General features: G+C 72.6%; 18 protein-coding genes. 14 read left to right on the top strand and 4 right to left on the bottom strand.

What is annotated here, in order from left to right:
- Positions 1 to 251: 251 nt before the first annotated feature.
- Both ACWDVG_RS23055 and ACWDVG_RS23050 read left to right on the top strand, forming a co-directional pair.
- A complete protein-coding gene (locus ACWDVG_RS23055) occupies positions 252 to 2,951 on the top strand; it encodes an AfsR/SARP family transcriptional regulator (protein WP_451701297.1) in 2,700 nt (899 codons plus the stop codon).
- A gap of 106 nt (positions 2,952 to 3,057) precedes the next feature.
- Positions 3,058 to 3,840 carry a DUF4232 domain-containing protein gene (locus tag ACWDVG_RS23050; protein ID WP_451701296.1) on the top strand — a complete coding sequence of 261 codons (783 nt, stop codon included), beginning with the start codon at positions 3,058 to 3,060 and terminating at the stop codon, positions 3,838 to 3,840.
- Positions 3,841 to 3,914: 74 nt separating this feature from the next.
- Here the strand turns inward: ACWDVG_RS23050 and ACWDVG_RS23045 are convergent, their stop codons facing one another.
- Positions 3,915 to 4,349, bottom strand: a complete 435-nt coding sequence (locus ACWDVG_RS23045; protein ID WP_451701295.1) for an ester cyclase — start codon at positions 4,347 to 4,349, stop codon at positions 3,915 to 3,917.
- A 97-nt stretch (positions 4,350 to 4,446) separates the two neighbouring features.
- Positions 4,447 to 5,559, bottom strand: coding sequence for a pyridoxal-phosphate dependent enzyme (locus ACWDVG_RS23040; protein ID WP_451701293.1), 1,113 nt, complete (start codon positions 5,557 to 5,559; stop codon positions 4,447 to 4,449).
- A gap of 226 nt (positions 5,560 to 5,785) precedes the next feature.
- Here ACWDVG_RS23040 and ACWDVG_RS23035 point away from each other — a divergent pair, with 226 nt between their 5' ends.
- The 7 genes from ACWDVG_RS23035 (at position 5,786) to ACWDVG_RS23005 (ending at position 14,127) form a co-directional block, all read left to right on the top strand.
- Positions 5,786 to 7,357 carry a S8 family peptidase gene (locus tag ACWDVG_RS23035; RefSeq protein ID WP_451701291.1) on the top strand — a complete coding sequence of 524 codons (1,572 nt, stop codon included), beginning with the start codon at positions 5,786 to 5,788 and terminating at the stop codon, positions 7,355 to 7,357.
- Between the two features lie 224 nt (positions 7,358 to 7,581).
- The gene (locus ACWDVG_RS23030) at positions 7,582 to 8,838 is read left to right on the top strand and encodes a DUF4190 domain-containing protein (protein WP_451701289.1); all 1,257 of its coding nucleotides are present in this window, start codon (positions 7,582 to 7,584) and stop codon (positions 8,836 to 8,838) included.
- 146 nt (positions 8,839 to 8,984) lie between these two features.
- Positions 8,985 to 9,737, top strand: coding sequence for a GntR family transcriptional regulator (locus ACWDVG_RS23025; RefSeq protein ID WP_451701288.1), 753 nt, complete (start codon positions 8,985 to 8,987; stop codon positions 9,735 to 9,737).
- 358 nt (positions 9,738 to 10,095) lie between these two features.
- On the top strand, positions 10,096 to 10,275 hold the full coding sequence (locus ACWDVG_RS23020) for an SPOR domain-containing protein (RefSeq protein WP_451701286.1): 180 nt from the start codon (positions 10,096 to 10,098) through the stop codon (positions 10,273 to 10,275).
- 166 nt (positions 10,276 to 10,441) lie between these two features.
- Positions 10,442 to 10,849, top strand: a complete 408-nt coding sequence (locus tag ACWDVG_RS23015; protein ID WP_451701302.1) for a (deoxy)nucleoside triphosphate pyrophosphohydrolase — start codon at positions 10,442 to 10,444, stop codon at positions 10,847 to 10,849.
- 143 nt (positions 10,850 to 10,992) lie between these two features.
- The gene (locus tag ACWDVG_RS23010; RefSeq protein WP_451701284.1) at positions 10,993 to 11,415 is read left to right on the top strand and encodes an ATP-binding protein; all 423 of its coding nucleotides are present in this window, start codon (positions 10,993 to 10,995) and stop codon (positions 11,413 to 11,415) included.
- Between the two features lie 144 nt (positions 11,416 to 11,559).
- Positions 11,560 to 14,127, top strand: a complete 2,568-nt coding sequence (locus ACWDVG_RS23005; RefSeq protein ID WP_451701282.1) for a SpoIIE family protein phosphatase — start codon at positions 11,560 to 11,562, stop codon at positions 14,125 to 14,127.
- Positions 14,128 to 14,192: 65 nt separating this feature from the next.
- On the opposite strand, the gene ACWDVG_RS23000 is transcribed toward ACWDVG_RS23005, so the two are convergent.
- A complete protein-coding gene (locus tag ACWDVG_RS23000; RefSeq protein WP_451701280.1) occupies positions 14,193 to 14,900 on the bottom strand; it encodes a PspA/IM30 family protein in 708 nt (235 codons plus the stop codon).
- A gap of 50 nt (positions 14,901 to 14,950) precedes the next feature.
- On the bottom strand, positions 14,951 to 17,074 hold the full coding sequence (locus ACWDVG_RS22995) for a TPM domain-containing protein (protein WP_451701277.1): 2,124 nt from the start codon (positions 17,072 to 17,074) through the stop codon (positions 14,951 to 14,953).
- 145 nt (positions 17,075 to 17,219) lie between these two features.
- Here ACWDVG_RS22995 and ACWDVG_RS22990 point away from each other — a divergent pair, with 145 nt between their 5' ends.
- The 5 genes from ACWDVG_RS22990 (at position 17,220) to ACWDVG_RS22970 (ending at position 26,246) form a co-directional block, all read left to right on the top strand.
- Positions 17,220 to 18,239, top strand: a complete 1,020-nt coding sequence (locus tag ACWDVG_RS22990) for a hypothetical protein (RefSeq protein ID WP_451701276.1) — start codon at positions 17,220 to 17,222, stop codon at positions 18,237 to 18,239.
- 131 nt (positions 18,240 to 18,370) lie between these two features.
- Positions 18,371 to 19,213 carry a transglutaminase domain-containing protein gene (locus tag ACWDVG_RS22985; RefSeq protein ID WP_451701274.1) on the top strand — a complete coding sequence of 281 codons (843 nt, stop codon included), beginning with the start codon at positions 18,371 to 18,373 and terminating at the stop codon, positions 19,211 to 19,213.
- Between the two features lie 190 nt (positions 19,214 to 19,403).
- The gene (locus ACWDVG_RS22980; protein ID WP_451701272.1) at positions 19,404 to 21,899 is read left to right on the top strand and encodes an ABC transporter substrate-binding protein; all 2,496 of its coding nucleotides are present in this window, start codon (positions 19,404 to 19,406) and stop codon (positions 21,897 to 21,899) included.
- A 273-nt stretch (positions 21,900 to 22,172) separates the two neighbouring features.
- Entirely contained in the window at positions 22,173 to 24,074 is a 1,902-nt protein-coding gene (typA, locus tag ACWDVG_RS22975) for a translational GTPase TypA (RefSeq protein ID WP_451701271.1), read from the top strand.
- A 531-nt stretch (positions 24,075 to 24,605) separates the two neighbouring features.
- Positions 24,606 to 26,246, top strand: a complete 1,641-nt coding sequence (locus ACWDVG_RS22970) for a peptide ABC transporter substrate-binding protein (RefSeq protein WP_451701269.1) — start codon at positions 24,606 to 24,608, stop codon at positions 26,244 to 26,246.
- The last annotated feature ends 74 nt before the right edge of the window (positions 26,247 to 26,320 follow it).

Here is a 26,320-nt window from a genome sequence, read left to right as displayed (position 1 = left end):
GCGCCGATGGTACTGCAGGGGGGACCCTGTGGGAGAGTAGGACGCCGCCGAACAATCATTGTGGGAAAGCCCCGCACCTTCTGGTGCGGGGCTTTCCTGCGTTCAGGGGCAGGCCGGGCCCGGGGACGGATGCGCTTTCCGGCCAGCTTCCGCGCGGATGGCGTGTGCGCCGTGCGCCGGGCCCCCCGGGCCCGCGTATCCTCGACTGCCGGTGAAGCAGAGCGCCGGGATGAGGATCGCGGAGGTACCAGGTGGAGTTCCGGCTGCTCGGCTCCGTGGCCGTCGTCACGGAGAACGGGGAGGTCGCTCTTGGCCCCGCCAAGCGGACCAGCCTGCTCGCGATGCTGCTGCTTCGGCCCAACACCGCGGTGAGCCTGCCCCAGTTGATGGACGCGCTGTGGGAGGAGGAGCCGCCGACCCATGCCAAGACCGTGCTCCAGGGCCATGTCTCGCGGCTCCGTGCGCTCCTCGCCGAGCACGGCGCCGAGGCGTACGGCGTCGAACTCGCCACCCAGGGCTCCGCGTACGTGCTCCGCATGCCGGAGTCGCTGGTCGACGCGCACCGCTTCGAGGAGCTCGTCGGGCTCGCCGGGGTGCAGCGCCGGCCTGTGGACACCGTACGGATGCTGCGCGAGGCGCTCTCGTACTGGCAGGGTCCCGCCCTCACCGGCACCGTGCACAGCCGCCCCCTCGAAGCGGCGGCGAGCGGTCTGGAGGAGCTGCGGCTCGCGTCGGTGGAGGCGCTCGCGGAGGCGTACGGGGAGCTGGGCGAGCACGGCAGGGCCGCCGCCGTACTCCGTACCGAGGCCGTTGCGCATCCGCTGCGCGAGTCCCTGGCGGCGGCGTTGATGCTGGCCCTGGCGCGCGCGGGGCGCCAGTCGGACGCGATGGACTGGTACCACCGGACCCGGCGACTGCTCGCCGATGAGCTGGGCGTGGACCCGGGGGTGACGCTCAGCGAGGCGTACGCGACGCTGCTGCGCTCTGCCGCGCCGACGCCCGCAGCGAAGCCAGGGACAGGGACGGGCGCCGCCGCGCGGCCCGCGCCGCCCGTCGAGGTCCTGGTGCCCGAGCTGCTGCCCCGCGCGCCGCGCGGCTTCACCGGCCGGGACGCCGAGCGGGACGCCCTCGACCGGGCGGCCGACGCGGCCGACGGGCCCGTCTGTCTGGTCACCGGGCCGGCGGGCGTCGGCAAGACCGCCTTCGCCGTCCAGTGGGCGCACCGGCGGAGCGCCGACTTCCCCGACGGGCGGCTCTTCGCGGACCTGCGCGGTTTCAGCGACACCCCGGCTCCCGAGACCACCGCCGTCCTGCGGGACTTCCTGCTCGCGCTCGGCGTCCCGCAGCAGCGCATCCCGGAGGCGGCCGACGCCCGAGGCGCCCTGTTCCGGTCCCTGACCGCGGGGCGCAGGCTGCTCGTCCTCCTCGACAACGCCCGCTCGTCGGAGCAGGTCAGGCCGTTGCTGCCGGGTGGCGGGCCCTGCGTCACCCTGGTCACCAGCCGGGACCGGCTCGGCGGCCTGATCGCCTCCGACGCCGCCCGTCCGGTGCCGCTGCGGCACCTGCCGCCCCGGGCCGCGACCGCGCTGCTCGTCTCCGTCCTCGGCGAGGAGCGCGTCGCCGCCGAACCCGAGGCCGCGGCCCGACTCGCGGGGCTCTGCGACGGGCTGCCGCTGGCGCTGCGCGTGACGGCGGCCCGGCTGGCCGAGCGCCCGCAGTGGACGCTCGACGCGATGGCCGGCGAACTCGCCGACGAGCAGCGGCGGCTGGCCCTCCTGGACGTGGAGGACGTCGGCGTCTCCGCGGCACTGCGCCTCACCGTGCAGGAACTGCCCGACTCGGCACTGCGCATGTTCCGTGCGCTGGGCCTGCACACCGGCTCGGACCTCGACCGCTTCGCGGCGAGCGCCCTGGCCGGTACGTCGCCGGCGCAGGCCTCCGCCGACCTCGACCGCCTCGCCGCAGCCCACCTGCTCGCCGAGTCGGCTCCGGGCCGCTGGACGCCGCACGACCTCGTACGCCTCTACGCCCGCCGTCTGGCCGCGGAAGGCGCCGGTAGGGACGACGCCGGGGGCGCGCCCGAGGGGCTGCGGCGGTTGCTCGATCACTACCTGTACACCGGGCTCGCGGCCGACGCCGCCGCCGAGCCCGGCTCGCAGCCGTGCTACGCGCTGCCCGTCGACCATCGTAGGCCCGCCGCGACACGGGAGTTCGAGGACCGCGCGGCGGCGCTCGACTGGTACGCGGCCGAGCGGGCCGCCCTGGAGGGGGCGGTCGCCGCGGCCGCCGCGTTCGGGCTGCACGACCGGGCGTGGCGGCTCGCCCTCGTCCAGTGGCCGTTGATGCTGATGCGGATCAGCGACGGCTGGACGCCGATCCTGGAGGCGGGGCTGGCCTCCGCCGAGCAGGAGGGCGACTTCGACGCGCAGTCGCGGACGCGGGCGCTGCTCGGCTGGATCCTGCACCGGGAGGGCCGCGACGCCGAGGCGCTCGTCCACCTGGAGAAGGCACCGGTCCTGGCCGCCCGCGCGGGTGACGCGATCAGCGAGGCCATCGCGTACGTCAACTTCGCCGCCGTCCTCGACGCGACGGGGGATCACGAGCGTGCCGGGCTCCTGATGGTCCACGCCGTCGCGCTCGCCGACCGCACGGGCCATCCCAGCACGCAGGTGCTGACGCTCCAGCACTTGGCGCGGCACTGCCTGCGGGCGGCGGAGTACGAGGCGGCGCTCGCGCACACCGTTCGCGCCGGGGAACTCGCCGCGCCCGACTCCGTCATCGTGGGGGCGGAGCTGCAGATCCTGCGGGGCGAGGCGCTGGCCGGCATCGGTCGGCTCGACGAGGCCGCCGACCAGCTGGAACGTGCCATCGAGGCGGCGGAGGCGGCCGGTTTCACGGAGGGCTCGGAGCGGGCCGCGGCACATCTGTCGAAGCTGGCGGCGGGGCGTTAGCGGTACGCAAGCGGGACGGCAGCGCGGGAGCGGAAGCTGGATACCGGGCCGGACGAGTGCCGTCCGGGCCTTACCGACGACCGCACCACCACGGGGGAGAACCATCATGCGCACCCACCACCGCAGGACCGCCGCCCTTTCCGTCGCCGCCGTCTCGCTGGGCCTGGCCCTGACCGCCTGCGGCGGCGGGGACGCCGGCACCGGCGCCAAGGACGCCGGTGGCGCCGGCACCGCCGGGGCCACGGCCTCCGCCGGCGCGACCGCTTCCGCCGCCGCTGCCTCCGCCGGCGACTCCGCGTCGACGGCGGGCGGCTCGACGGCCGGCGGCTCCACGGCCGGTGGCTCGACCGGCGCCGCGGGGACGAACGCCACGGCCTCGGGCTCCACGGGCTCGACCGGATCGACGGGCTCCTCCGGCTCCTCCGGTTCCTCCGGCTCCGGGACGTCCGACGCCGCCGTCCGCGCCTGTGCCGCCGGTGACGTGAAGATCACGGCCGCGAAGGCCGACGAGGTCCCGACCGAGCACATCGTCCTCACCGCGACCAACACGTCGGCCGCGGCCTGCCGCCTCCTGGAGTACCCGCTGATCGCCTTCGGCGAGATCCAGACGGCCAAGGACGTCCCGGCCGTCGCGAAGAGCAAGCCCGCCGCCCCCGTCGTCCTGCGCCCCGGCGCCCCGGCGTACGCGAACGTGCGGATCGCGCTCGGTGGGGTGGACGAGGAGAACAAGGTCGTGACCAGCTTCAACGTGAACCTCTTCGCCGCCGACGGCCCGGCCGAGGGCAGCGTCGTCGTCAAGGCCCCGGCCGGTGGCCTCGCGGTCAACGAGGCGGCCGCGAAGACGGGCTACTGGACGCCCGAACTCCGCAACGGCGCCGACGAGTTCTGAGCGACGGGCGACCGGCCTCCGCACCGCGCCCACCCGTCGGGGTCGCCGCGGTGGAGGCCGGTCGGCCGGTGCGCTCAGCCCGGCATGTCGGGGAGGAGTCCGAGCTGCCCGAGGAAGTCGGCCTGGTCGAAGTAGAGCCGGTAGCTGACGATCCGGCCGTCCATGACCTGGGCGAAGTCCACGCCGCGGATCCTCACCTCGCGTCCGGTCGGCGGCAGGCTGCCGCCGTCGGGGAGGTCGACGGGGCCGGTGTTCACCCCGCTGTAGAAGCCCTCGTCGATCGCGGTGTCACCGACCTCGTACGAGTGGACCGGTGTGAACGTCGCCGAGGGGATCGCCCTCTTCATCGAGCCGAAGTAGGCGACGATCGCCTCCCGGCCCTCCAGCTCCCCGCCGTCGGGAGTGACGGCGACCGCGTCCTCGGCCCAGAGGTCCGCCAGCGCCTTCTCGTCCGGGTTCGTGGTCAGCGCCTCGGTGAGGCGGTCCATGACCGCGCGTGCCTCTCCCATGATCCACCTCCTGGTCGATCCGGGGTCTGCCCTCCCATCCTCCCACCGGGGGCAGGGACCGGCCCCCGGACGGCTCGCAGGGCCGAGCGTGCGGTGGTCACCGTACGGGGCCCGTTTTCGCGCCCGCGCCGCACAGCGGTACCACCGTGTGGCCGGGGCGCGGCGGCAGGGCGCGTACGGCCGCCCAGCAGGCCGTGCCCGTGGCCTCGACGTACAGTCCGCGCCCCGCCAGGTCGCGGGCGGCGGCGCGGATCTCGTCCTCCGTCACCGTGAGGAAGGTGCCGCCGGTCGCGCGGACGGCCGCCAGGATCTGCCGGGCCCGGGGCGGGGCCGTGATGGCGATGCCCTCGGCGAGCGTCGGGTGCGCCTCGGCCGGGCCCGCGGGTTCGTCGGCGCCCGCGCGGAACGCGGTGGCCAGCGGGGAGACGGCCGCCGCCTGGACGGCGACGAGCGCGGGCCGGTGGTCGACGAGCCCGTGACCGTGGAGCTCCTCGACGGCGAGGGCCGCGCCGAGCAGCAGGGTGCCGTTGCCGACCGGGACGACGAGGGTCTCGGGGAGCCGGCCGCCGAACTCCTCCCACAGCTCGTAGACGTACGTCTTGGTGCCGTGCAGGAAGTACGGGTTGTGGACGTGCGAGGCGTAGAACGTGCCGGGCGCGTCGGCGGCCTCCCGGGCCGCGCGGGCGGTGGCCTCGCGGTCGCCGGGGACCTCGACGACCCGGGCGCCGTGGGCGCGGATCTGCTCCAGCTTCTTGGGGGACGTCCCCTCCGGCACGTACACGAGGCAGTCGAGCCCGGCGCGCGCTCCGTACGCGGCGACGGCCGTCCCGGCGTTCCCGCTGCTGTCGGCGACGACCCGCTCGACGGAGCCGGCGTGGGCGAGGCGCAGGGCGTGTGCGGCGAGCAGCACGGCGCCCCGGTCCTTGAAGGAGAGCGTCGGCATGAGGAAGTCGAGTTTGGCCGAAACCCGATCGGTGAGGGGGACGACCGGGGTGCGGCCCTCGCCGAGCGTCACGGCGGCGGCGTACGGCAGGGGCGGCAGCGCCTCCTCGTAACGCCACAGTGAATTCGTACGGGCCGCGAGCGAGGCGAGGGGGACGGGCGCGGCGGTGAAGTCGAGGTCCCAGGGGCCGCGGCAGCGGGGACAACACCAGGTGAGCGCGTCCGTGGGGGATCCGGTGCGGCAGCGGGGGCACACGTAGGCGGTCATGGGGCCAGCATGTCAGCGGCGTGACACGGGTGTTGCGGTCATGTCGGGACCCTTGTGGGATTCCTATGGATCAGTCAATCTTTCGCTCGGCAGCCGGACATGCGAACGGCGCGGACCTCTCCGCGTTGTCTTGTCATGTCCCTGCTTAAACGACGGCCGGGGATCCCCGTTCCCGGCCGCCATCCCCACCCCACGAAGCGCACCACCGACGAGGAGGACCCCCCACATGTCAGTGCGTGACTCGCGTCGCCGCATGACCACGGCCGCGGCCACAGCCGTCGCCGCCCTCGCCCTCGGCTCCCTCTCCGCGCTCCCGGCCACCGCCGCCCCGGCCGCCGCCGAAGGCGTCATCGAGAACGCCGGTGCCGCGGGCACCATCGCGGGCAGCTACATCGTCACCCTGGAGGAGTCGGCCCAGGCCGAGACCGCCCAGGGCCGCGCCGTCGCCGCCAAGTTCGGCGCCAAGATCAAGCGGACCTACACCACCGCGATCAACGGCTACGCGATCGAGCTCTCCGAGGCGCAGGCCAAGAAGCTCGCCGCCGACCCGGCGGTGAAGTCCGTCGTGCAGAACCGCGTCTTCACCATCGACGCCACCCAGCCCTCCCCGCCGTCCTGGGGCCTGGACCGGATCGACCAGAAGGCCCTGCCGCTGAACCAGAGCTACACCTACCCGGACACCGCGGGCCAGGGCGTCACGGCGTACATCATCGACACCGGTGTGCGCATCAGCCACAGCGACTTCGGCGGCAGGGCCTTCAACGGCTTCGACGCCGTCGACAACGACAACGTCGCCCAGGACGGCAACGGCCACGGCACCCACGTCGCCGGCACCGTCGCGGGGACCGCCCACGGCGTCGCCAAGAAGGCCAAGATCGTCGGCGTCCGCGTGCTCGACAACAACGGCTCCGGCACCACCGCCGGCGTCGTCGCCGGCATCGACTGGGTGACCCGGAACGCCGTCAAGCCGGCCGTCGCCAACATGAGCCTCGGCGGAGGCGTCGACTCCACCCTCGACGCGGCCGTCCGCAACTCGATCGCGTCCGGCGTCACGTACGCCGTCGCCGCCGGCAACAGCAACGCCAACGCGTCGAACTACTCCCCGGCCCGCGTGACCGAGGCGATCACGGTCGGCTCCACGACCAGCTCCGACGCCCGTTCCAGCTTCTCGAACTACGGCACCGTCCTCGACCTCTTCGCCCCGGGTTCGTCCATCACCTCGGCGTGGAACACCGGCGACAGCGCCACCAACACGATCTCCGGTACGTCGATGGCGGCCCCGCACGCCGCCGGCGCGGCCGCGCTGTACCTCGGGAACAACCCGACGGCCACCCCGGCCCAGGTGAGCACCGCGCTGGTGAACGCCGCCACGCCGAACGTGGTGACCAGCCCGGGCACCGGCTCCCCGAACCGCCTGCTGTACGTCGGTGACGGCGGCACCACCCCGCCGCCCGGCCCGAAGTTCGAGAACGCCGCGGACTACGCCATCGCCGACAACGCGACCGTCGAGTCCCCGGTCACGGTCAGCGGCGTCGCGGGCAACGCCCCCTCGGCCCTCCAGGTGCCGGTGAACATCGTCCACACCTACATCGGTGACCTCCAGGTCCAGCTCGTCGCCCCCGACGGCACGGCGTACACGCTGAAGGCCTTCGGCACCGGCGGCAGCGCGGACAACATCAACACCACGTACACGGTGAACGCCTCCGCGGAGGTCGCCAACGGCACGTGGAAGCTGCGGGTCACGGACAACGCGAACTACGACACCGGGAAGATCGACTCCTGGGCGCTGCAGTTCTGACCCGGTTCTCAAGGGACCGGCGCGTGCGCGTGAACGAAAGCGTGTGAGCAAGGAAGCGTGAGCGCGGAAGCGTGAGCGAGGGGCGGTCGCCGGCGGGCGGCCGCCCCTTCGCGGGCCTCGGCAGTGTTCCCGGACACCCCCGGATCACCCGGGTGTCGGAGCGACCGCGTACGATGCGCGCCCGTTCGTCCGTTCGCATCACGCCGCAACAGGAGCACGTACCCGTGGAGCCGAACCAGCCGCCCCAGCCGCCCCCGACACCCCAGGGGGGCCCGCAGAAGCAGGGCTGGCCCGCGCCGGGGACCGGGCCCGTGCCGGGGTCCGTCCCCGGGCCCGCGCCGGCGCCCGGTCCGTACACCTCGCCCGGCATGCCCTACGCCGCCGGGCCGTACGGGCCGCCCGGCGCCCCGGGGCCGTACGGGCAGCCGCAGCGGACCACCAACGGGCTCGCGATCGGCTCCCTCGTCACCGGCATCGTCTGCTGCCTGCCGCCGCTCGGACTCGTCCTCGGCCTCTTCGCGCTCCCGCAGATCAAGAAGCGGGGCCAGTCGGGCAAGGGCCTGGCCATATCCGGCATCGTCCTGTCGTCGCTCAGCACCCTGCTGCTCGTCGTCGGGCTCGTCACCGGCGGCATCGGCTCCGCCTGGCGCGACTTCCAGGACGGCTTCGAGGAGGCCGCCCGCCAGGAGTCCCCGATGAGCCTGCGGACCGGGCAGTGCTTCAACGACGAGGGCGACCTGGAGGAGTACACGACCGACGTGGAGATCGTGCCCTGTGCAGAGGAACACGACGGCGAGGTGACCGGCACCTTCGACGCCTCCGAGTTCGACAGCTGGCCCGGCGAGAACAAGCTCGACGAGCTGGCCGAGAAGCGCTGCGAGACCGTCAACGCCGCCTACGCGCTGGACACCTGGGCCATCCCCGAGGACGTCTGGATCTATTACTACCTGCCGAGCAAGCAGAGCTGGCGGCTCGGCGACCGGTCGGTGATCTGCGCCTTCGCCGCCGAGAAGAACCCCTTCAAGGGCTCGCTGCGGTCGGACGACGCGCTCCTCGACGCGCACCAGCTCCACTTCCTCAAGACGATGAACCCGATCGAGACCGTCGTCTACCAGGAGCCCGAGGAGGACCCGGACGAGGACTTCGAGGGCAACAGGGCCTGGTCGGGCGAGGTGCTCACCGCCCTTCACGAGGCACGCGCCGGGCTGATCGGGCACGGGTGGGACGGGGCCGCCGCGGCGCCCGTCGCGGCGCTGGTGAAGGAGCTGGACACCGCATCGAAGCAGTGGGACAAGCTGGCGAAGGCGGAGGACGCGGACGCCTACTGGGAGGCGTACGACCGGGCCTTCGAGCTGCTGCCCCAGGACCTGGGCGCGGAGGCGCGCACGGCGCTCGACCTGACGGACGAGCCGCCCTTCAGCGGCGAGGCGCCCGGGACGGGCTCGGGGACGGGTTCCGGGTCGGGGTCGGGTTCCGTCTGAGGACCGGTGCTCGGGCCGGGCCTACCGGGTGTGACCCTCGGTAGCAAGAGCTGTCATCACATCGAGTGAAACTCTGGCCCATGCTTGCGGTGCGCGACCCTCGGTTGTCAGGCTGTAGCTGTCCGTCAACCTGAGGGGAGTGTCCAGTGACGTTCGGTGAGCAGCCCGCCTATTTGCGCGTGGCGAGCGATCTGCGGGAGAAGATCGCCAACGGCTCGCTACCGCCGCATACCCGGCTCCCCTCGCAGGCACGCATCCGCGAGGAGTACGGGGTGTCGGACACCGTCGCGCTGGAAGCCCGCAAGGTGCTCATGGCCGAGGGGCTCGTCGAGGGCCGCTCCGGCTCCGGGACGTACGTGCGGGAGCGGCCGGTCCCGCGCAGGATCGCCCGCTCCGGCTACCGCCCGGCCTCCGGGGCCACCCCGTTCCGCCAGGAGCAGGCGGCCGAGGGGGCCCGCGGCACCTGGGACTCGCACAGCGAGCAGGAGCCGGCGAGTGCGGAGATCGCGGCCCGGCTCGGCATCGAGCCGGGGGAGCGGGTGATGCGCACGCGGTACGTGTACCGGGACGGCGGCGACCCCATGATGGTCTCCACCTCCTGGGAGCCCCTCGCCGTCACGGGGCGGACCCCGGTCATGCTGCCCGAGGAGGGGCCGCTGGGCGGCTGCGGAGTCGTCGAGCGGATGGCGGCGATCGACGTCGTGGTGGACAACGTCGTGGAGGAGGTCGGCGCCCGGCCCGGCCTCGCGGAGGAGCTGCTGGCCCTCGGCGGTGTGCCGGGCCATGTGGTGATGGTCGTCGAGCGCACCTACTACGCCTCCGGCCGCGCCGTGGAGACCGCGGACGTCGTCGTCCCCGCCGACCGCTACCGCATCTCCTACCACCTCCCCGTCCGCTGACCCGCGCGGGCGTCGGCCGCTGCATTCGTCCGCCGCGTCCGCCGCGTCCGCCGCGTCCACCGCGTCCACCGCGTCCGCATCGTCCGCATCACCCGTCGAGTTGACGGGTCGTCGGCCCGTCCGGCCGGCCCCGCTGCCCCCGCGCACCGTGACCGACGCCGTCTCCGGGTCTCCGGCGTCCCGGCCGTGGTGCCCGAGGTGTGCCTTCGGCCTCCCTTCGTCGGTTACCGGCCGTTCCGTGCCTCTTGGTGAAAACCCATATCCGCTGTGTGAAGGTCAGGCGTAAGCTCCGGCATATGCGGATTGCGGTTTCCCGGTGCTCGTCAGCGATGCCCGGACCGGCGAAGGGAGCAGCCTGATGCCCGACAGTGGCCCCACCCTTGCCTGGGTCGTCATACGTCAGGACGACAACGGCAACCGCTACCGCGTGGGGCAGTACGCGACGGAAGCCGAGGCCCAGAAGATCGCCGACGGCCTGGAGGCCGGCGGTCACCGCCAGCTCTACTGGGTCGAGCAGCTCGGCAGCCCCGCCCTCTGAGCCCCGCGGGTCCGGGCCCGCGCGGGCTACGCTCGCGGCCATGACCGATCTCACCCCCGACACCACCGCGCAGCAGCCGCCCCGCCGCGGTACCGGACCCGGCACGGGACACGGCACCGGACACGGCACCGGACCCGACGGCGATCCCGCCCGGGACACCGGTGCCGTGGTCGTCGTCGCCGGTGCCCTGTACGACCGGGGGCGGTTGCTCGCCGCCCGCCGCAGCGCCCCCGCCGAACTCGCCGGCCGGTGGGAGCTGCCGGGCGGCAAGCTCGAACCGGGTGAGACGCCGGAGGAGGCCCTGGTCAGGGAGTTGCGCGAGGAGCTGGGCGTGGAGACAGAGCCGGGTGAGCGGCTCCCCGGCGAGTGGCCGCTGAAGCCCGGATACGTTTTGCGGGTCTGGACCGCCCGGCTTCTCTCCGGCGAGCCCCGCCCGCTGGAGGACCACGACGAACTGCGCTGGCTCGCCCGCCACGAACTCGACTCGGTCGACTGGCTCGACCAGGACCGCCCCGCCGTCGCCGAGGCGGCGCTCCGACTTCCGGCCGCTCCCCTCGACGGGGCGCGTGACTGACCCTTTACGCCGTTCGTGCCACCGTGCGCCCAACTGCGCCCCGGGGCGGGATATCCCACACCAAATATCGGGTATGTCCTGATTGATCCCTCGGGGAAGGGTGTGGCCTTCCTGCTGACGCACGGCTGGGGAAGTGATCGGGAGTGATCGACGCCGACGGCGACTGTGCCGAGTGGACCTTCCCGGCGGAGCCCGACGCCGTGCGCACCGCCCGCCACGCCGTCCGCGAGACCCTCCGGGCCTGGCAGCTCGACGCGGCGGTCGGAGACGTCACGGTCCTGCTGGTCAGCGAGTTGGTGACCAACTCCCTGCGCTACGCCTCCGGCCCCATCGGCGTCCGGCTCGTCCGGCCCCCGCACCCCGACGGCGCCGCCCCGGCCCACCGCGCCCTGCTGGTGGAGGTTTCCGATCCGCTTCCGGATCCCCCGACCGAGCGCCCCGCGGGACCCGAGGACGAAGGAGGCCGTGGTCTGAGCCTCGTGGCCGGTGCGGCACGCCGCTGGGGGACCAGAAAGGGGAGTACGGGCAAAACCGTATGGTTCGAGCTGGCTCTCCCTGGTGAGTAAAGAGGGTGGGACAACGATCACCGGAGGACGGCTCGAAACGAACGAGACCACCCTGTGATCGTGAACGTCGTACCGCCGGAGCCTGCCGTATTGAATACTGCGGGCATGGCCGGTCCGGTGCGGTGAGCTGGAGGGGACGGTCGCGTGAGCGAGATATCCGAGACGGCGAGCGGCGTCGTGTGGCAGAGCAGCCCGCCCGGATCCATCTATGACTACATAAGGGTCGCCTCCTTCTCCATCGGCCCCGACGGACTCGTCGACCAGTGGAGCCGACGGGCCGCTGAGCTCTTCGGCGTCCCCGCCGAGGAGGCCAGGGGCAAGGACCCCGTCGATGTCTTCATGCCCGTCGACCTGCGGGAACGCGGTCACCGCCAGGTCAGGGAGATCCTCGACGGCAAGGAGTGGACGGGCCTCGTCCCCTTCCGTGTGCCGGGCGAGGACACCCCCCGAGGCATCGCCGAGGTGTACGTCATGCCGAGCGAGACCGAGACCGGCGAGCGGGCCGCGCTCTGCATCGTCGTCGACGTGCGCGCCCTCCGCCGCATCGAGACCGACCTCGCCGCTTCCGAGGCGATATTCGGCCAATCCCCCTTCGGCTTCCTGCTCTTCGGGACGGACCTCACCGTCCGGCGCGCCAACCAGCGCTTCGCCACCGTCTTCGGCGGCTCCGCCGACGACCACCGCGGCCGCAGCGTCCACGACTACCTGCCCCGCCCCGAGGCCGACCGGATGACCGACGCCCTGCGGAGCGTCCTGGAGACCGGCGACCCCGTCACCGACCTCCAGATCGTCGGCGCCGCCCCCGGCGCAAGGGACCGGCGCCACTGGTCCATCAACCTCTACCGCGTGCACAGCGGCTCCGGACGGCCCATCGGCGTCGCCGGACTCGGCATCGACGTCACCCGCCGCCAGAACGCGGCACGGGAGGCCGCCAACGCCCGCCGCAACCTCGCGCTCCTCAACGAGGCCGGCTCCCGCATCGGCAACTCCCTCGACCTGGAGGCCACCGCACGCGAACTCCTCGACGTCGCCGTCCCCGGCTTCTGCGACCTCGCCTCCGTCGACCTCTACCAGGGCCTCCTGACCGGTGACGAGGCCCCGCCCGGCCGCTGGGGCAGCTCCCACGACGTCGGCTACGGCGCGGGCAGCGCCGAACTGCGCCGGGTCGCCTCCGCCAGCGCCGTCGCCGACACGCCGCTGCGCGTCGACGAGGGCCACGGCTCCGGCGGCGGCTGTTGCGGACCCGTCCCCATCGAGGTCGGCGCCGTCCACCGTTACCCCTTCAACTCGCCCTGCGCGGGGGCCCTGCGCACCGGCCGGCTCCGGACCGTGCCCGGCGTCGAGGGCGACCTCGTCCAGTCGACCCTGGTCGTCCCGATGGTCGCCCACGACACCGTCGTCGGCCTCGTCCAGTTCTCCCGCGCCAAGGGAAGCGAACCCTTCGGCGAACGCGACCGGGCCCTCGCCGTCGAACTCGCCGCCCGCGCCGCCGTCTGCATCGACAACGCGCGCCTCTACCGCCGCGAGCACGAGCGGGCCCTGATCCTCCAGCGCAGTCTGCTCCCGCCCGGCGACCCCGAGGCCGCCGGCCTCGACATCGCCTGCCGCTACCTCCCCGGCACGACCGCCACCGAGGTCGGCGGCGACTGGTTCGACGTCATCGAACTCCCCGGCCACCGCACCGCCCTGGTCATCGGCGACGTCATGGGCCGCGGACTGCGCGCCGCCGTCGCCATGGGCGAACTCCGCACCGCCGTCCGCACCCTCGCCCAACTCGACCTGGAGCCGGCCGAGGTCCTCTCCCACCTCGACGAGATCGCCCGCGGCCTCGGGGCCCCCATCGGCGCCCAGCAGTCCCGCGCCCACAAGAACCGCGGCCCCGAACTCTCCGAGGTCTACCTCGCCACCTGCGTCTACGCCGTCTACGACGCGGTCACCCGGCGCTGCACCTTCGCCAACGCCGGCCACCTCCCGCCGGTGCTCGTCGGACCCGGCGAGGAGGCCCTCCTCCTCGACGTACCCCCGGGGATGCCGCTCGGCGTCGGCGGCGAGCCCTTCGAGGAGGTCGAGGTCGAACTGCCCGAGGGCGCCCTCCTCGCCCTCTACACCGACGGGCTCGTCGAGTCCCGGGACCATCCGCTCGACGAGGGCCTCAGGGCCTTCCGACGGGCCCTCACCGACCCCGACCGCCCCCTCGAAGACGTCTGCGACCGGGTCCTCACCTCCCTGGACACCGGCCACGGCGAGGACGACATCGCCCTCCTCATGGCCAGGATCCGGGGACTGCCCAGCGAGGCCGTCGGCGACTGGCGGCTGCCCAGGGAGCCCCGCTCCGTCGGCCGGGCCCGGGAGCTCGCGCGCACCCTGCTCACCACCTGGGACCTCGAACCGCTCGTCGACACCGTCGAACTCCTCGTCAGCGAACTCGTCACCAACGCCCTGCGCTACGGCGAGGGCGAGATCCGGCTGCGGCTGCTGCTCGACCGCACCCTCGTCTGCGAGGTCTGGGACGCCGGTCTCGTCCAGCCCCGCCGCCGGCGCGCCCGGGACACCGACGAGGGCGGCCGCGGCCTCCAGCTGGTCGGACTGCTCAGCTCCTCCTGGGGCGCGCGCCGCACGCCCCGGGGCAAGACCGTCTGGTTCGAGCTCGCCCTGCCGGACGGCGAGGACGCGGCGGAGCGCACGGTGGAACAGCTCCTCAGCATGTTCTGACACGACGGCGACCCCCGCCGACGCGCGGCCGAGCCGGTCACACGCGAAGGCCAGGAGCCGCCGGATCAGCCCTTGAGGGCCGCCAGCCGGGCCTCGATCTCCGCGCTGTCGCCCAGCGCGTCCAGCTGCTCGAACTGGGCGTCCAGGGAGGAGGCGGCCAGCTCCTGCTTGCCCGTCGCCCTCGCCTCCTCCCGGCGCACCTTGTCCTCGAAGCGGCTCAGCTCGCTCGTCGGGTCGAGGACGTCGATGCTCTTCACGGCGTCCATCATCCGGTTCTGCGCCTGGGCGGACTTCGCGCGCGCCACCAGCTCGTCGCGCTTCGCCCCCAGCTCGGAGAGCTTGGCCTTCATCTGGTCCAGCCCCGACTTCAGCTTCGCCACGACCTCGGTCTGCGCGGCGATCGTCGGCTCCGCCGTCCGCGCCTCCTTCTCCGACTGGAGCTGGCGGCCGAGCGCCACCTTCGCCAGGTTGTCGAAGCGGTCCGCCTCCGCCGTCTGCCCGCCGGCCCGCAGCTCGTCCGCCTTCCGGCTCGCGGCGAGCGCCTTCCCGCCCCACTCCTTCGCCGCGTCCACGTCCTCCTGGTGGTCCTGCTCCATCAGCCTGAGGTTGCCGATCGTCGCCGCCACGGCCTCCTCCGCCTCCGCGATGTTGGCGGAGTAGTCGCGGATCAGCTGGTCCAGCATCTTCTGCGGATCCTCCGCCTGGTCCAGCAACGCGTGGATGTTCGCCTTCGCCAGCTGGGTGACCCGGCCGAGGACGGTCTGCTTGCTCATCGTTCTTCTCCTTGAGAGGGACTGGAACAGCGGGAGAGGACGGGCCGCGCTCAGAACCGGCCGCCACCGCCCAGCCGGCCGCGCGTGCCGCTGCCGCCGAAGCTGCCCGGTCCGCCGCCGAAACCTCCGCCCCCACGACCGCCTCCGCCGAGGCCCCCGCCGAACCCTCCACCGAACCCCCCATGTCCGCCTCCCCTTCCCCCGCCGAACAGACCACCGAGGAGGATGCCGCCGAGCACGGCCCCGCCGAGCCCGCCGCCACCGCTTCCTCCCACTCCTGTTACACCGCCCAGCCCGTTCGGGTTCCCGTAGGTCCGCACGTCCTGCTCGGCCAGCTCCTGGGCCCGGCGGGCGAGACCGTCCGCCTGCTGCGCCTCCGCCAGCGCGGCCTGCGGCTGCTTCCCCTCGGCCAGCACACGCGCCTTCTCCCAGCGGCGCTGGGCCTCCGCCAGCCGCGTACGCGCCTCGCTGCCCACCGCGCCCCGGTGCGTGGCGACGAAGTCCGACGCCGCCCCGATCGCCGAACGGGCCGTCAGCATCGCCTGGTCGAGGAGCGTGCGGGCGCGCAGATCGCCCGCCTCGCGCTCCCGTGCGCCCTCCAGGGCCTCGTCGAGCGCCGCGTCCGCCTCCTCGATCCGGCGCAGGGCGTCGATCGGGTCGTACCGCCCGGCGTCCGTCCCGCGCCGCACCTCCGCGACCACGGCCTCCGCCCGGGCGATCCGCCCCTGCAGGTCCGCCGTGGACACGCCCTCGGACGTCCCCCGCAGCAGGCCGCGCGCCTCGGCCAGGTCCGCGTCGGTCTCCGCGAGCGCCCCCGGCAGCTTCCCCACCGCCTCGGCCAGCTCCAGGGCCCGCCGGTCCACCGCCTCGATCAGCCGCGCCGCCTGGGTCAGGGCGCCCTCGGCCGCCCTGATGTGCACCGCGCCCGCGCCGTTGTCCCCCTCCTCGACGAGCCGCCGCGCCTCGTCGACGTGGGTGGTCGCGAAGACCAGCCGGTCCTTCGCCTGCTCCACGTTCCCCGCGACGGGCGAGGCCGCCGACTCGGCGTACCGCTCCCGCATCGCCGTCAGGGCCGCCTCCGCCGTGCCCATCCGGCCGGTCTGCTCGCGGACCGCCGCCTCGACCGAGGCCAGCGCCTCCGGAGCCGTACGTTCCAGCGCGCGCAGCCGGTCGAAGTCCTCGGCCTCCGCGTCGAGGCGGGCGTTCGCCTCCGCGCAGCGGCGCAGGATCTCCTCCAGCATCCCGCGCCGGGTCGCGTCGTCCTCGGGAAAGGCGTCGTCGAGCTTCTGCCGCAGCCGGAAGGAGGCCGTGAGCTGCTCCTTCGCGAAGTCGACGGCCTCGGTGAACCGCCCGACCGCCTCCTCGCCGAACTGCGCGGAGGCGAAGCCCAGTTCCTCCTGGCTGGTGCGGACGGCGTCGTCGGTGTCGACCAGCGCCCGCCGGGCCTGCCCGTCGAGCTCGTCGAGCGAGGGCGGCGCGGGCTCCTTCGGCGGCCCCCAGCCCCGGTCGCCCCGCGGGGTGCTGCGGGTCTCGACCCGCTTGCGGCGCTTGCCGTACGCGTAGAGGGCCACGGCCCCCGCCCCGCCGACGACCACCAGCGGCAGGACCAGGTCGGAGGCCGAGGTGCCGTCGTCGGCCGCCGCACCGGGATCGGCGGGGCCCGGGGTGATCGCCGGGGCCGTCACGGGCCGCCCGGCGAGGACGGCGTCGTACCCGTCGGCCGCGCCGATCGCGGCCCCCGCCCAGTCGTTCTCGCGCAGCGCGGGCTCGATCGCGCCGCTCGCCACCTCGTCGAGCTGGTCCTGGGTGAGGCGGCCGTCGGGGTCCGCCGAGTAGGCGTACTGCCGGTCGTGGGTGGCGACGGCGAGCAGCACGTCGTCGTCGCCGAGGCCGTTGCGCCGGGCGGTCTCGTCGGCCCAGCTCTGGGACGAGCGGCCGGAGAAGCCCCGTACGTAGACGACGAAGAGCTGGACCCGCTGGTCGTCGTAGAGCCGGTCGAGGGCGCGGATCACCTCGGAGCGGCGGTCGCCGAGCGCTCCCGTGCGGTCGGTGACCTGGCTGTCGCGGGACAGGTCGAGGGGGTCCTCGGCGAGGGCGGCGGGTGCGGCGGGCACGGCCAGCCACCACGCCGCCACCAGGGCCGCGACAAGGGCTCGGATGGCTGTGCGCGTCACAAAGGTGAGGCTATGTGCCGGTATGTCAGCCCGCGACCGGACTCCCGCCGTCCGAAACCGTTCGACCCGGCCCGGCGTCACTGTCGGTGGCCGCCTCTACGGTGGGTCAGGTGGTTCCGGTGGCACGACGGTTCTGGGGGACTCGATGGGCGGACGACTGCGGCGCGCATGGCGACGGGGGCGCTGGTGGGCGCTCGGACTCGTCCTCCTCCTCGTCGTCCCCCCGCTCTTCGGGGCGCTCGCCCTCCGGGTGAGCTACGCGGGTGACCTCAGGGAGGACGCGCGGACCCGGGGCAAGGACGCCATCTGGCTCGGCCACGCCTGGGTCGACGGCCGCAAGGGCGACGCCGACCTCGCCGCGTTCGCCCGGCGGATCGAGGGGACCGGCATACGCGACCTGTACGTCCACGCCGGACCGCTGAACCACGACGGCACCCTGCCCGCCGCCAAGTACCCGCGGGCCGCCTGGCTGATCGACGCCGTGCACCGCGCCCTGCCCGGCGTCCGCGTCCAGGCCTGGCTCGGCGACGTGCTCGCCACCGAGGGGCCGGTCGGACTGCGTCTGGAGGACGCCCGCTCACGGGCCGCGGTGGTCGGCTCGGCCCGGCAGATCCTGGACGCCGGCTTCGACGGGGTCCACTTCGACCTGGAGCCGCTCCATTCCGACGACGCCCACTACCTCTCGCTCCTCGACGACCTCGGCGAGCTGACCCGGTCCCGGAAGGCGCCGCTCTCGGTCGCCGCCCACCAGATCGACCCCCTCCCGGGCGCCCACACCGCGCTCGGCGCCTTCGGCGACAGCGAGAAGTGGTGGTCGCAGGAGTTCTTCGGGCAGGTCGCCCGGCGCGTCGACCAGATAGCCGTCATGTCGTACGACACGTGGATGCCCCTGGAGAGCCTGTACGGCGGGTACGTCGCCCAGCAGACCAGCCTCGCCCTGGAGGTGACCCCCGAGTCGACCGACCTGCTCATGGGGCTGCCCTTCTTCCACGAGGACGACCTCGGCCACCACGAGAACGCCGAGACCGTCGAGGCGGCCGTGCGGGGCACCCGCCTGGGGCTCGGCCGGACCGATCCGGGCCGCGAGCGCTTCGGCGTCGCGCTCTACGTCGACTTCGCGGCGGAGGAGGGCGACTGGACGGCGTACCGCGAGGGCTGGCACTGAGGGGACGCCGCGCTCCCGGGCCGTAGACCCGTCGTCCGGCACCGAGGGCCCCGCCCCCGAGGCCGTGCGCAAGGCGGAGGAGGATGGGGCCGGTGGCCGCACGCGTCGCCGTACCTGAGGGGGAGTACGCCATGACCAGCCGTCTGCTGATGCCGATCCGGCCCCGTGCGACCGAGGACCTGGCGCCGTCTCCTGAGGCGGCCGGCTCCACCCGGTCCACCCCGATCCTGGACCTGGCCCACCCGTTGGTCCGCGCGCTCGTCGACCGGGTCCGCCGCGAGGGCGGCGAGCGGGGTGCGAAGGACGCCCGCGCCCTGCTCCGGGTGGCCCACGGGATCGTCGCCGCGACCGTACGACCGGTCTACTCGGTCGAGGACCGGCGCCGGGTGTCGCGGACGCTCCGGCTCGGCCGCGGCTCGTGCAGCCAGCGCATGGCGGTCCTGGAGGCGGTCGCCCGCTCGCTCGGCACGGAGACCCGGGTGCGCGGGCTCCTCGTCGACGGCACCTTCTGGTACCCGCGCTTCCCGCGGCTGCGCCCGTTCGTCCCCGCCGAGGTGCTGCTCGCCTGGCCGGAGTTCCGGCTCGACGGCGCCTGGGTGCCGATCGCGGAGCTCTTCACGGCCGCCCCGGACGCCCTCGCGCAGGATGCCCCGGCGGTCTCCGGCGCCGCCGCGCAGGGCGTCCCCGAGAGCGCGGGCTCCGGCGCCGCCGCGGCCCGCGCCTTCACCAACTCCGGCGCGGAGACCCTCTTCGAGGCCGTCGCCCGCACCACCGTCGACTGGGACGCGCCCTCGGCGTGCGGGGCGGACGCCGCCGCGTGCGACCTCTCCGCCCACCTCCGCACCGACCTCGGCCGCTTCACCTCCCGCGACGAGCTGTTCGACCGTCACGGACAGACCCTCTGCCGCCCCGCCCGCACCCTCGCCGAACCGGTCCTCGGCCGCTGGAATGCCGGAGCGGGCACCGCCGCCTGACCGTCTTCCGAGCGTCTTCCTGACTGTCTTTCCGAGCCGGGGCGGGTACAGACGGTTGGGCCGCACGAGTGGGCTTCGGCGGCTCTGCCGTCGTGTCGCCGTGGCCGGATCCGTTCAGTGCTTTTCAGTGGATGAGCAATAGGTGTGATCATCCACAAATGGAATAAGACTGGACGAAGGGGTATACATCATGTCCCAGGTCGGCGCCCCTCGCGGGAGGACATGGTCCAGGAGCCCCCGCTCCCGCACACTCCGCTCCGTCGCCACGCTCACCAGCGCGGTCCTCGCCGTCACCGTCCTCGCCGGATGCAGCTCCGACGACGACGCGGACGAGACCGGGGCCGCCGCCCAGGACCACGCCCCCGCCGACCGGGACCAGGTCGCCGACGGCGGCACCGTCCGCTGGGCCGTCGACGCCCTCCCCACCACGCTCAACGCCTTCCAGGCCGACGCGGACGCCACCACCAGCCGCATCGCCGGGGCCGTGCTCCCCGCGCTCTACACGCTCGACGAGCGCGGCAGGCCGCAGCGCAACCCCGACTACCTGGAGTCCGCGCAGGTCGTGGAGACCGAGCCCAAGCAGGTCGTCCTCTACAAGCTCAACCAGCAGGCGGTGTGGAGCGACGGGCGCGAGATCGGTGCGGCGGACTTCGTCGCCCAGTGGCGCGCGCTGAGCGGCCGCGACACCGCGTACTGGACGGCCCGGAACTCCGGCTACGAGCGGATCGAGAAGATCGAGCGGGGCAAGAACGACCTGGAGGTCCGGGTCACCTACGCCAAGCCCTACGCCGACTGGCAGTCCCTCTTCACCCCCCTCTACCCGAAGGAGGTGATGGGGTCCCCCGCCTCCTTCAACGACGGGGCGCGCACCGCGCTCAAGGCGACCGCAGGACCGTTCCTGCTCAAGCGGATCGACCGCGCGAGCGGCGACGTCACCCTCACCCGCAACCCCCGCTGGTGGGGGCAGCCCGCCAAGCTGGACAGCCTCGTCCTCAAGGCCGTCCCCCGCGCCGAGCGGGCGACGGCCCTCGCCTCCGGGAAGCTCGACCTCGCCGAGGTCGACCGGGCCACGGCCGACCGGATCGCCCTCGCCGTACGGGACGCACGCGCCGGCCGCAACGGCGCCCAGGCCGCCCTCGCCCACGGACCCGGCTCCGCGATCACCCCGTCCAAGGCGCTCAAGTCCTGGGCGCTCGCCCACGGCTCCGACGAGGAGGCGGCCGAGGAGGTGCGGGCCGCCCGCGAGAAGAACCAGAAGGCCGTCGCCCGGTACGCGGCCGAGCAGAAGGGCCTGGCCGGACTCGTCGTACGCAAGTCCCTGGAGCCCGCCTACACCCAGCTCTCCCTCAACGGCGAGTCCGGGCCGCTCTCCGACGAGCGCGTACGGCGCGCGGTGGCCCGCGCCATCGACCGCAAGGAACTGGCCGAATCCGTACTCAAGCCGCTCGGCCTCCCGGCCGAGCCGCCCGGCAGCCACCTCGCCCTCGCCGGCCAGGCCGCCTACGCCGACAGCAGCGACGCCCTCGGGGACCAGGACACCCAGGAGGCGCGGGCGCTCCTCGCCGACGCCGGCTGGGTCCCGGGCGGCGCGGCCAGGAAGCCCGCGGGCACCGAGGCGGGCAGCGAGGCAGAGAAGAAGACGGCCGAGAAGAAAACGGCCGAGAAGAAGACGGCCGAGGAGGAGACGGGCACGGAGAAGGCCGCCGAGGAGTCCGCGGAGAAGCAGGCGGCCGAGAAGGCGGGCGAGAAGGCGGGCGAGAAGGCGGCCGAGAAGGACGACGCCAAGAAGAAGGCCGAGGACACCGCGTCCGACGAGGGCCTCTACATCGTCGGCGACGACAAGCCCGGCGAGCGGCGCACGGCCCCCCTCATCGGGCCCGGCGGCCCCGAGAACGGCACCGCCGTCCTGGCGCCCGCCCCCGCCGCCGCCCGCCAGGCCGAGGCCCTCCTCGCCCGCTCCGAAGCCCTCGACACCGGCGCCCGCTCCGAAGCCCTCGACACCGGCGCCGGCGGCGGAGCCCGCGCCGCCCAGTCGGTCACCAAGCCGGACCGGGGCGTGGCCGGTGCCTACGCCCCGCGCGGCACGGCGGCCCCCGCGGCCGTACCCGGCACCGGCCAGGCGCTCGGCAAGGACGGCAAGGCGCTCAGCCTCCGCTTCGTCCTGCCGTCGGGGCCGGGCTCGGAGTCGCTGCGGGCGGTGGGCGACCGGATCGTCCGGATGCTCGACGCCGTCGGCATCCGCACCCAGGTGACCAAGGTCCCGGACGAGAGCTTCTTCAAGGACCACATCGCCTCGGGCGAGTACGACCTCGCCCTCTACTCGTGGCCGGCGTCCGCCTTCCCGGCCACCGACGCGCGGCCGATCTTCGCCAAGCCGGAGCCCGCGTCCGACGGCTCCCTGCTCGTCGAGCAGAACTACTCGCGCGTGGGCACCGACCGCATCGACCAGCTGTTCGACCAGGCGGCGGGGACCCTGGACGAGGAGGAGGCACGCGAGCTGGTGCGCCAGGCCGACGCCCGGATCTGGGCCGCGGCCGGATCCATCCCCCTCTACCAGCGGCCCCAGCTCGTCGCCGCCAAGGCCGACCTCGTGAACGCCGGGGCCTGGGGCTTCGCGGCCCCCCGCTACCAGGACATCGGCTACAAGAAGCCCGCATCCACCAAGGGATCCCCGCAGAACCGCTGAAACCCCTGAAAGAGCAGCTCACAACCTCAGATGCCGCTCAAGTTCCTTGCCCGCCGGCGAACCCGGCGGGCAGGATCACGTCGGACCCTTGACCCGGTCGTGCGACATCCCCCACACCCTTGAAATCCCCCAGTAGACCCTTTCGGACTGCGGGCGGGGAAGCCCCTTGCGCGGCAGCCCCGTACCATAGGACATAGCCGTGGCGCGTCCGCCCGGCGGGCGTAAGAGGAACTGACGCCGATTCCCACGATCCGAGAGAAGCGCAAGCCACCCATGCCCACGCGCCACGACATCCGTAACGTCGCCATCGTCGCCCACGTCGACCACGGCAAGACGACCATCGTCGACGCCATGCTCAAGCAGGCCGGTGCCTTCGCCGCCCACCAGCAGCTCGACGACCGCATGATGGACTCGAACGACCTGGAGCGTGAGAAGGGCATCACGATCCTCGCCAAGAACACGGCGGTGAAGTACCACCCCAAGGACGGCGGGGCCCCGATCACGATCAACATCATCGACACCCCCGGCCACGCCGACTTCGGTGGCGAGGTCGAGCGTGGTCTGTCGATGGTCGACGCCGTCGTCCTCCTGGTGGACGCCTCCGAGGGTCCGCTCCCGCAGACCCGCTTCGTGCTGCGCAAGGCCCTCCAGCAGCGCAAGCCCGTCATCCTCTGCATCAACAAGACGGACCGCCCGGACTCCCGGATCGACGAGGTCGTCAACGAGACCTACGACCTCTTCCTCGACCTGGACGCGGACGAGGACCAGATCGAGTTCCCGATCGTCTACGCCTGCGGCCGTGACGGCATCGCCTCGCTGACCAAGCCGGAGGACGGCACGGTCCCGGCGGACTCCACCAACCTGGAGCCGTTCTTCTCCACGATCCTGGAGCACGTCCCCGCCCCGACGTACGAGGAGGACGCGCCGCTCCAGGCCCACGTCACCAACCTCGACGCCGACAACTTCCTCGGCCGCATCGCGCTGCTCCGCGTCGAGCAGGGCGAGCTCCGCAAGGGCCAGACGGTCGCGTGGATCAAGCGCGACGGCACGGTCTCGAACGTCCGCATCACCGAGCTGATGATGACCGAGGCGCTCACCCGCAAGCCGGCCGAGGTCGCCGGCCCCGGTGACATCTGCGCCGTCGCCGGCATCCCGGACATCATGATCGGCGAGACCCTGGCCGACCCGGAGAACCCGGTCGCGCTGCCGCTGATCACGGTCGACCAGCCGGCCATCTCCATGACCATCGGTACGAACACCTCGCCGCTCGTCGGCCGCGGCGGCACCGGCAAGGGCGCGGACGCCAAGGCCGCGGTCAAGGACCGCAAGGTCACGGCCCGTCAGGTGAAGGACCGTCTGGACCGCGAGCTCATCGGCAACGTCTCGCTCCGCGTCCTCGACACCGACCGCCCCGACGCCTGGGAGGTCCAGGGCCGCGGTGAGCTCGCGCTCGCCATCCTGGTCGAGCAGATGCGCCGCGAGGGCTTCGAGCTCACCATCGGCAAGCCGCAGGTCGTCACCAAGGAGGTCGACGGCAAGATCCACGAGCCGGTCGAGCGCCTGACGGTCGACGTCCCCGAGGAGCACATGGGTGCGGTCACGCAGCTCATGGGCGTCCGCAAGGGCCGCATGGACAACATGTCCAACCACGGTTCCGGCTGGGTCCGCATGGAGTTCGTCGTCCCGTCCCGCGGCCTCATCGGCTTCCGTACGGAGTTCCTGACCCAGACCCGCGGCACGGGCATCGCCCACTCGATCCACGAGGGCCACGAGCCGTGGTTCGGCCAGCTGGTCACCCGTAACAACGGCTCGCTGGTCGCCGACCGCGCGGGCGCGGTCACCGGCTTCGCGATGACCAACCTCCAGGAGCGCGGCGTCCTCTTCGTGGAGCCCGGCACCGAGGTGTACGAGGGCATGATCGTCGGTGAGAACTCCCGCTCCGACGACATGGACGTGAACATCACCAAGGAGAAGAAGCTCACCAACATGCGCTCCTCCTCCGCCGACTCCTTCGAGGCGATCGTCCCGCCGCGGAAGCTCTCCCTGGAGCAGTCCCTGGAGTTCTGCCGCGACGACGAGTGCGTCGAGGTGACCCCGGAGGCCGTGCGCATCCGCAAGGTCGTCCTGGACCAGAAGGAGCGCGGCCGCTCCGCCTCGCGCGCCAAGAACAGCTGACGCCCGCCCGACGAGGTCTCGTCCCTCCCAAGAGGTCTCGTCGAGGCCGCATACGGCGACGAGCGGCGGGGTAGGACTGGGCCTGGTCCCGGACCTGTGATCTTCGCCGCTCACGGCTGACACGACGTCAGCAGAAGGGCCCGGATCCCCACGGAAACGTGTGGGGATCCGGGCCTTTCGTCAAATCCCGTCAACTCCATTTCACGGTCGCGGCGTCCGCATATCGACCATCGCTCTCCGGTACGTGTGTTAACGGTCCGTTTCGGGGGTGTCTGTCTGTGATCAGTTTGTCCGGATTTCGGTCATCAGGGGCTGGGCGATGTTGTCAAACCGAGACCACTTAAGTGTGGTTTACGGCCCGGACGTACTTAATAGTTGGCTCCATTGAGCTCGGGTCAATGGGTCACGCACTGTGGGGAGTGCCGACTCACGAGCACACTCGGGGTACGCGAGTGCAACGCCGTCAGGGGTGTCGGCGGACTCGAAGTGCCCCTCTTGTAGTGACAAAAGTGGACTCATGAGGAGGAACCCATGCGTGGTGCCAAGAGCGCCAAGTGGGTAGCGGGCGCGATCGTCGTCGCCCTGGCTGCGACCGCCTGTGGCGGGGGTAAGGGCGGCAGCGGAAGCGACGCCAAGGGCGAAGTCGACCCGAACGGAATCTTCTCCGTCGAGCTGGGCGAGCCGGAGAAGCCCCTGCTCACCGGTGACACGATGGAGTCCAACGGCTCCGCCGTCATGGCCGGCCTGTTCTCGACCCTGGTCGACTACAAGGCCGACGGCTCCCTGGAGATGATCAACGCCGAGTCGGTCACCACGACCGACTCGAAGACGTGGACCGTCAAGCTCAAGCCGGGCTGGACCTTCCACGACGGCACCCCGGTGACCTCCAAGTCCTTCGTGGACGCCTGGAACTGGAACGCCCAGCTCAAGAACGCCCAGGGTCTGGCCTCTTGGTTCGCCGACATCAAGGGCTTCGAGAAGGTCCACCCGGAGGAGGAGGGCGCCAAGGCGACCGCCGACAAGCTGGATGGCCTGAAGGTCGTCGACGAGAACACCTTCACGATCGAGCTCTCGAAGCCGGTCCCGTACTTCGCGCACAAGCTGGCGTACATCGTCTTCGCCCCGCTGCCGGAGTCCTTCTACAAGCTCTCCGAGAAGGAGCGCGGCCAGGCTCCCGTCGGCAACGGTCCCTACAAGTTCAAGAGCTGGGACCACAAGAAGCAGATCGAGATCGTCCGTTACGACGACTACAAGGGTCCGAACAAGGCGCAGAACGGTGGTGTGCTCTTCAAGAACTACACCACCCTCGAGGCCGCCTATGAGGACCTGAAGTCGGGCAACGTCGACGTCCTGCGCCAGATCGCCCCGAAGGACCTCCCGGTCTACCGTCAGGACCTCGGCGACCGCGCCGTGGACCAGGCGTACTCCGCGATCCAGACCATCGCCGTCGCCTTCTACGCCGACCAGTGGAAGAAGCCGAAGCAGGTCGACCCGCGCGTCATCCAGGGTCTGTCCATGGCGATCGACCGCGCCACCATCACCAAGACGGTGCTCCAGGGCACCCGCGAGCCCGCCACCGGCTGGGTCGCCAAGGGTGTGCTCGGCTACCAGCCGAACGCGGTCGAGATCACCAAGTTCGACCCGAAGAAGGCCCAGGAGCTCATCAAGGCCGGCGGTGGCGTCCCGAACAACGCCATCTCCATCCAGTTCAACGCCGACGGTGGCCACAAGGAGTGGGTGGACGCGGTCTGCAACTCCATCACCCAGAACACCGGCGTCAAGTGCGTCGGCGACGGCAAGCCGGACTTCCAGGCCGACCTCCAGGCCCGTAAGACCAAGCAGGTCAAGTCCCTGTACCGCTCCGGCTGGGTGCTCGACTACCCGGTGAACGCCAACTTCATCTCGGACCTGTTCCGCACGGGTGCGGGCGGCAACCAGGGTGACTTCTCCAACAAGGAGCTCGACGCCAAGATCGCCGACGCGGACTCCGCTCCGACGCTCGACGAGTCGGTGAAGAAGTACCAGGCCATCGAGAAGGACCTGGTCAACTACATGCCGTCGATCCCGCTCTGGTACTACAAGGTCAACGCGGGCTTCTCCGAGAAGGTCTCGGGTGTGGCGTACGGCCAGGACGGCGACCCGATCCTGACCGGCGTCAAGGTCTCGAAGTAATCACCCAAGCGTAGTCCGCAAGCCGTCACGGGACTGACGGATCGTCAGTCCCGTCTCGGCGCCTTACGCAGTGG

The sequence above is a fragment of the Streptomyces sp. NPDC003327 genome, assembly GCF_053589515.1.
The sequence above is the reverse complement of the archived record's forward strand: the minus strand, read 5'-3'. Positions and strand labels throughout refer to the sequence as shown.

What these genes read in the sequence shown, in the direction of transcription:
- ACWDVG_RS23050 (WP_451701296.1), top strand. Translation starts at nt 3,058, where the DNA reads ATGCGCACCCACCACCGCAGGACCGCCGCCCTTTCCGTCGCCGCCGTC.
- ACWDVG_RS23045 (WP_451701295.1), bottom strand. Translation starts at nt 4,349, where the DNA reads ATGGGAGAGGCACGCGCGGTCATGGACCGCCTCACCGAGGCGCTGACC.
- ACWDVG_RS23040 (WP_451701293.1), bottom strand. Translation starts at nt 5,559, where the DNA reads ATGACCGCCTACGTGTGCCCCCGCTGCCGCACCGGATCCCCCACGGAC.
- ACWDVG_RS23035 (WP_451701291.1), top strand. Translation starts at nt 5,786, where the DNA reads ATGTCAGTGCGTGACTCGCGTCGCCGCATGACCACGGCCGCGGCCACA.
- ACWDVG_RS23020 (WP_451701286.1), top strand. Translation starts at nt 10,096, where the DNA reads ATGCCCGACAGTGGCCCCACCCTTGCCTGGGTCGTCATACGTCAGGAC.
- ACWDVG_RS23000 (WP_451701280.1), bottom strand. Translation starts at nt 14,900, where the DNA reads ATGAGCAAGCAGACCGTCCTCGGCCGGGTCACCCAGCTGGCGAAGGCG.
- ACWDVG_RS22990 (WP_451701276.1), top strand. Translation starts at nt 17,220, where the DNA reads ATGGGCGGACGACTGCGGCGCGCATGGCGACGGGGGCGCTGGTGGGCG.
- ACWDVG_RS22985 (WP_451701274.1), top strand. Translation starts at nt 18,371, where the DNA reads ATGACCAGCCGTCTGCTGATGCCGATCCGGCCCCGTGCGACCGAGGAC.
- ACWDVG_RS22980 (WP_451701272.1), top strand. Translation starts at nt 19,404, where the DNA reads ATGTCCCAGGTCGGCGCCCCTCGCGGGAGGACATGGTCCAGGAGCCCC.
- typA (WP_451701271.1), top strand. Translation starts at nt 22,173, where the DNA reads ATGCCCACGCGCCACGACATCCGTAACGTCGCCATCGTCGCCCACGTC.
- ACWDVG_RS22970 (WP_451701269.1), top strand. Translation starts at nt 24,606, where the DNA reads ATGCGTGGTGCCAAGAGCGCCAAGTGGGTAGCGGGCGCGATCGTCGTC.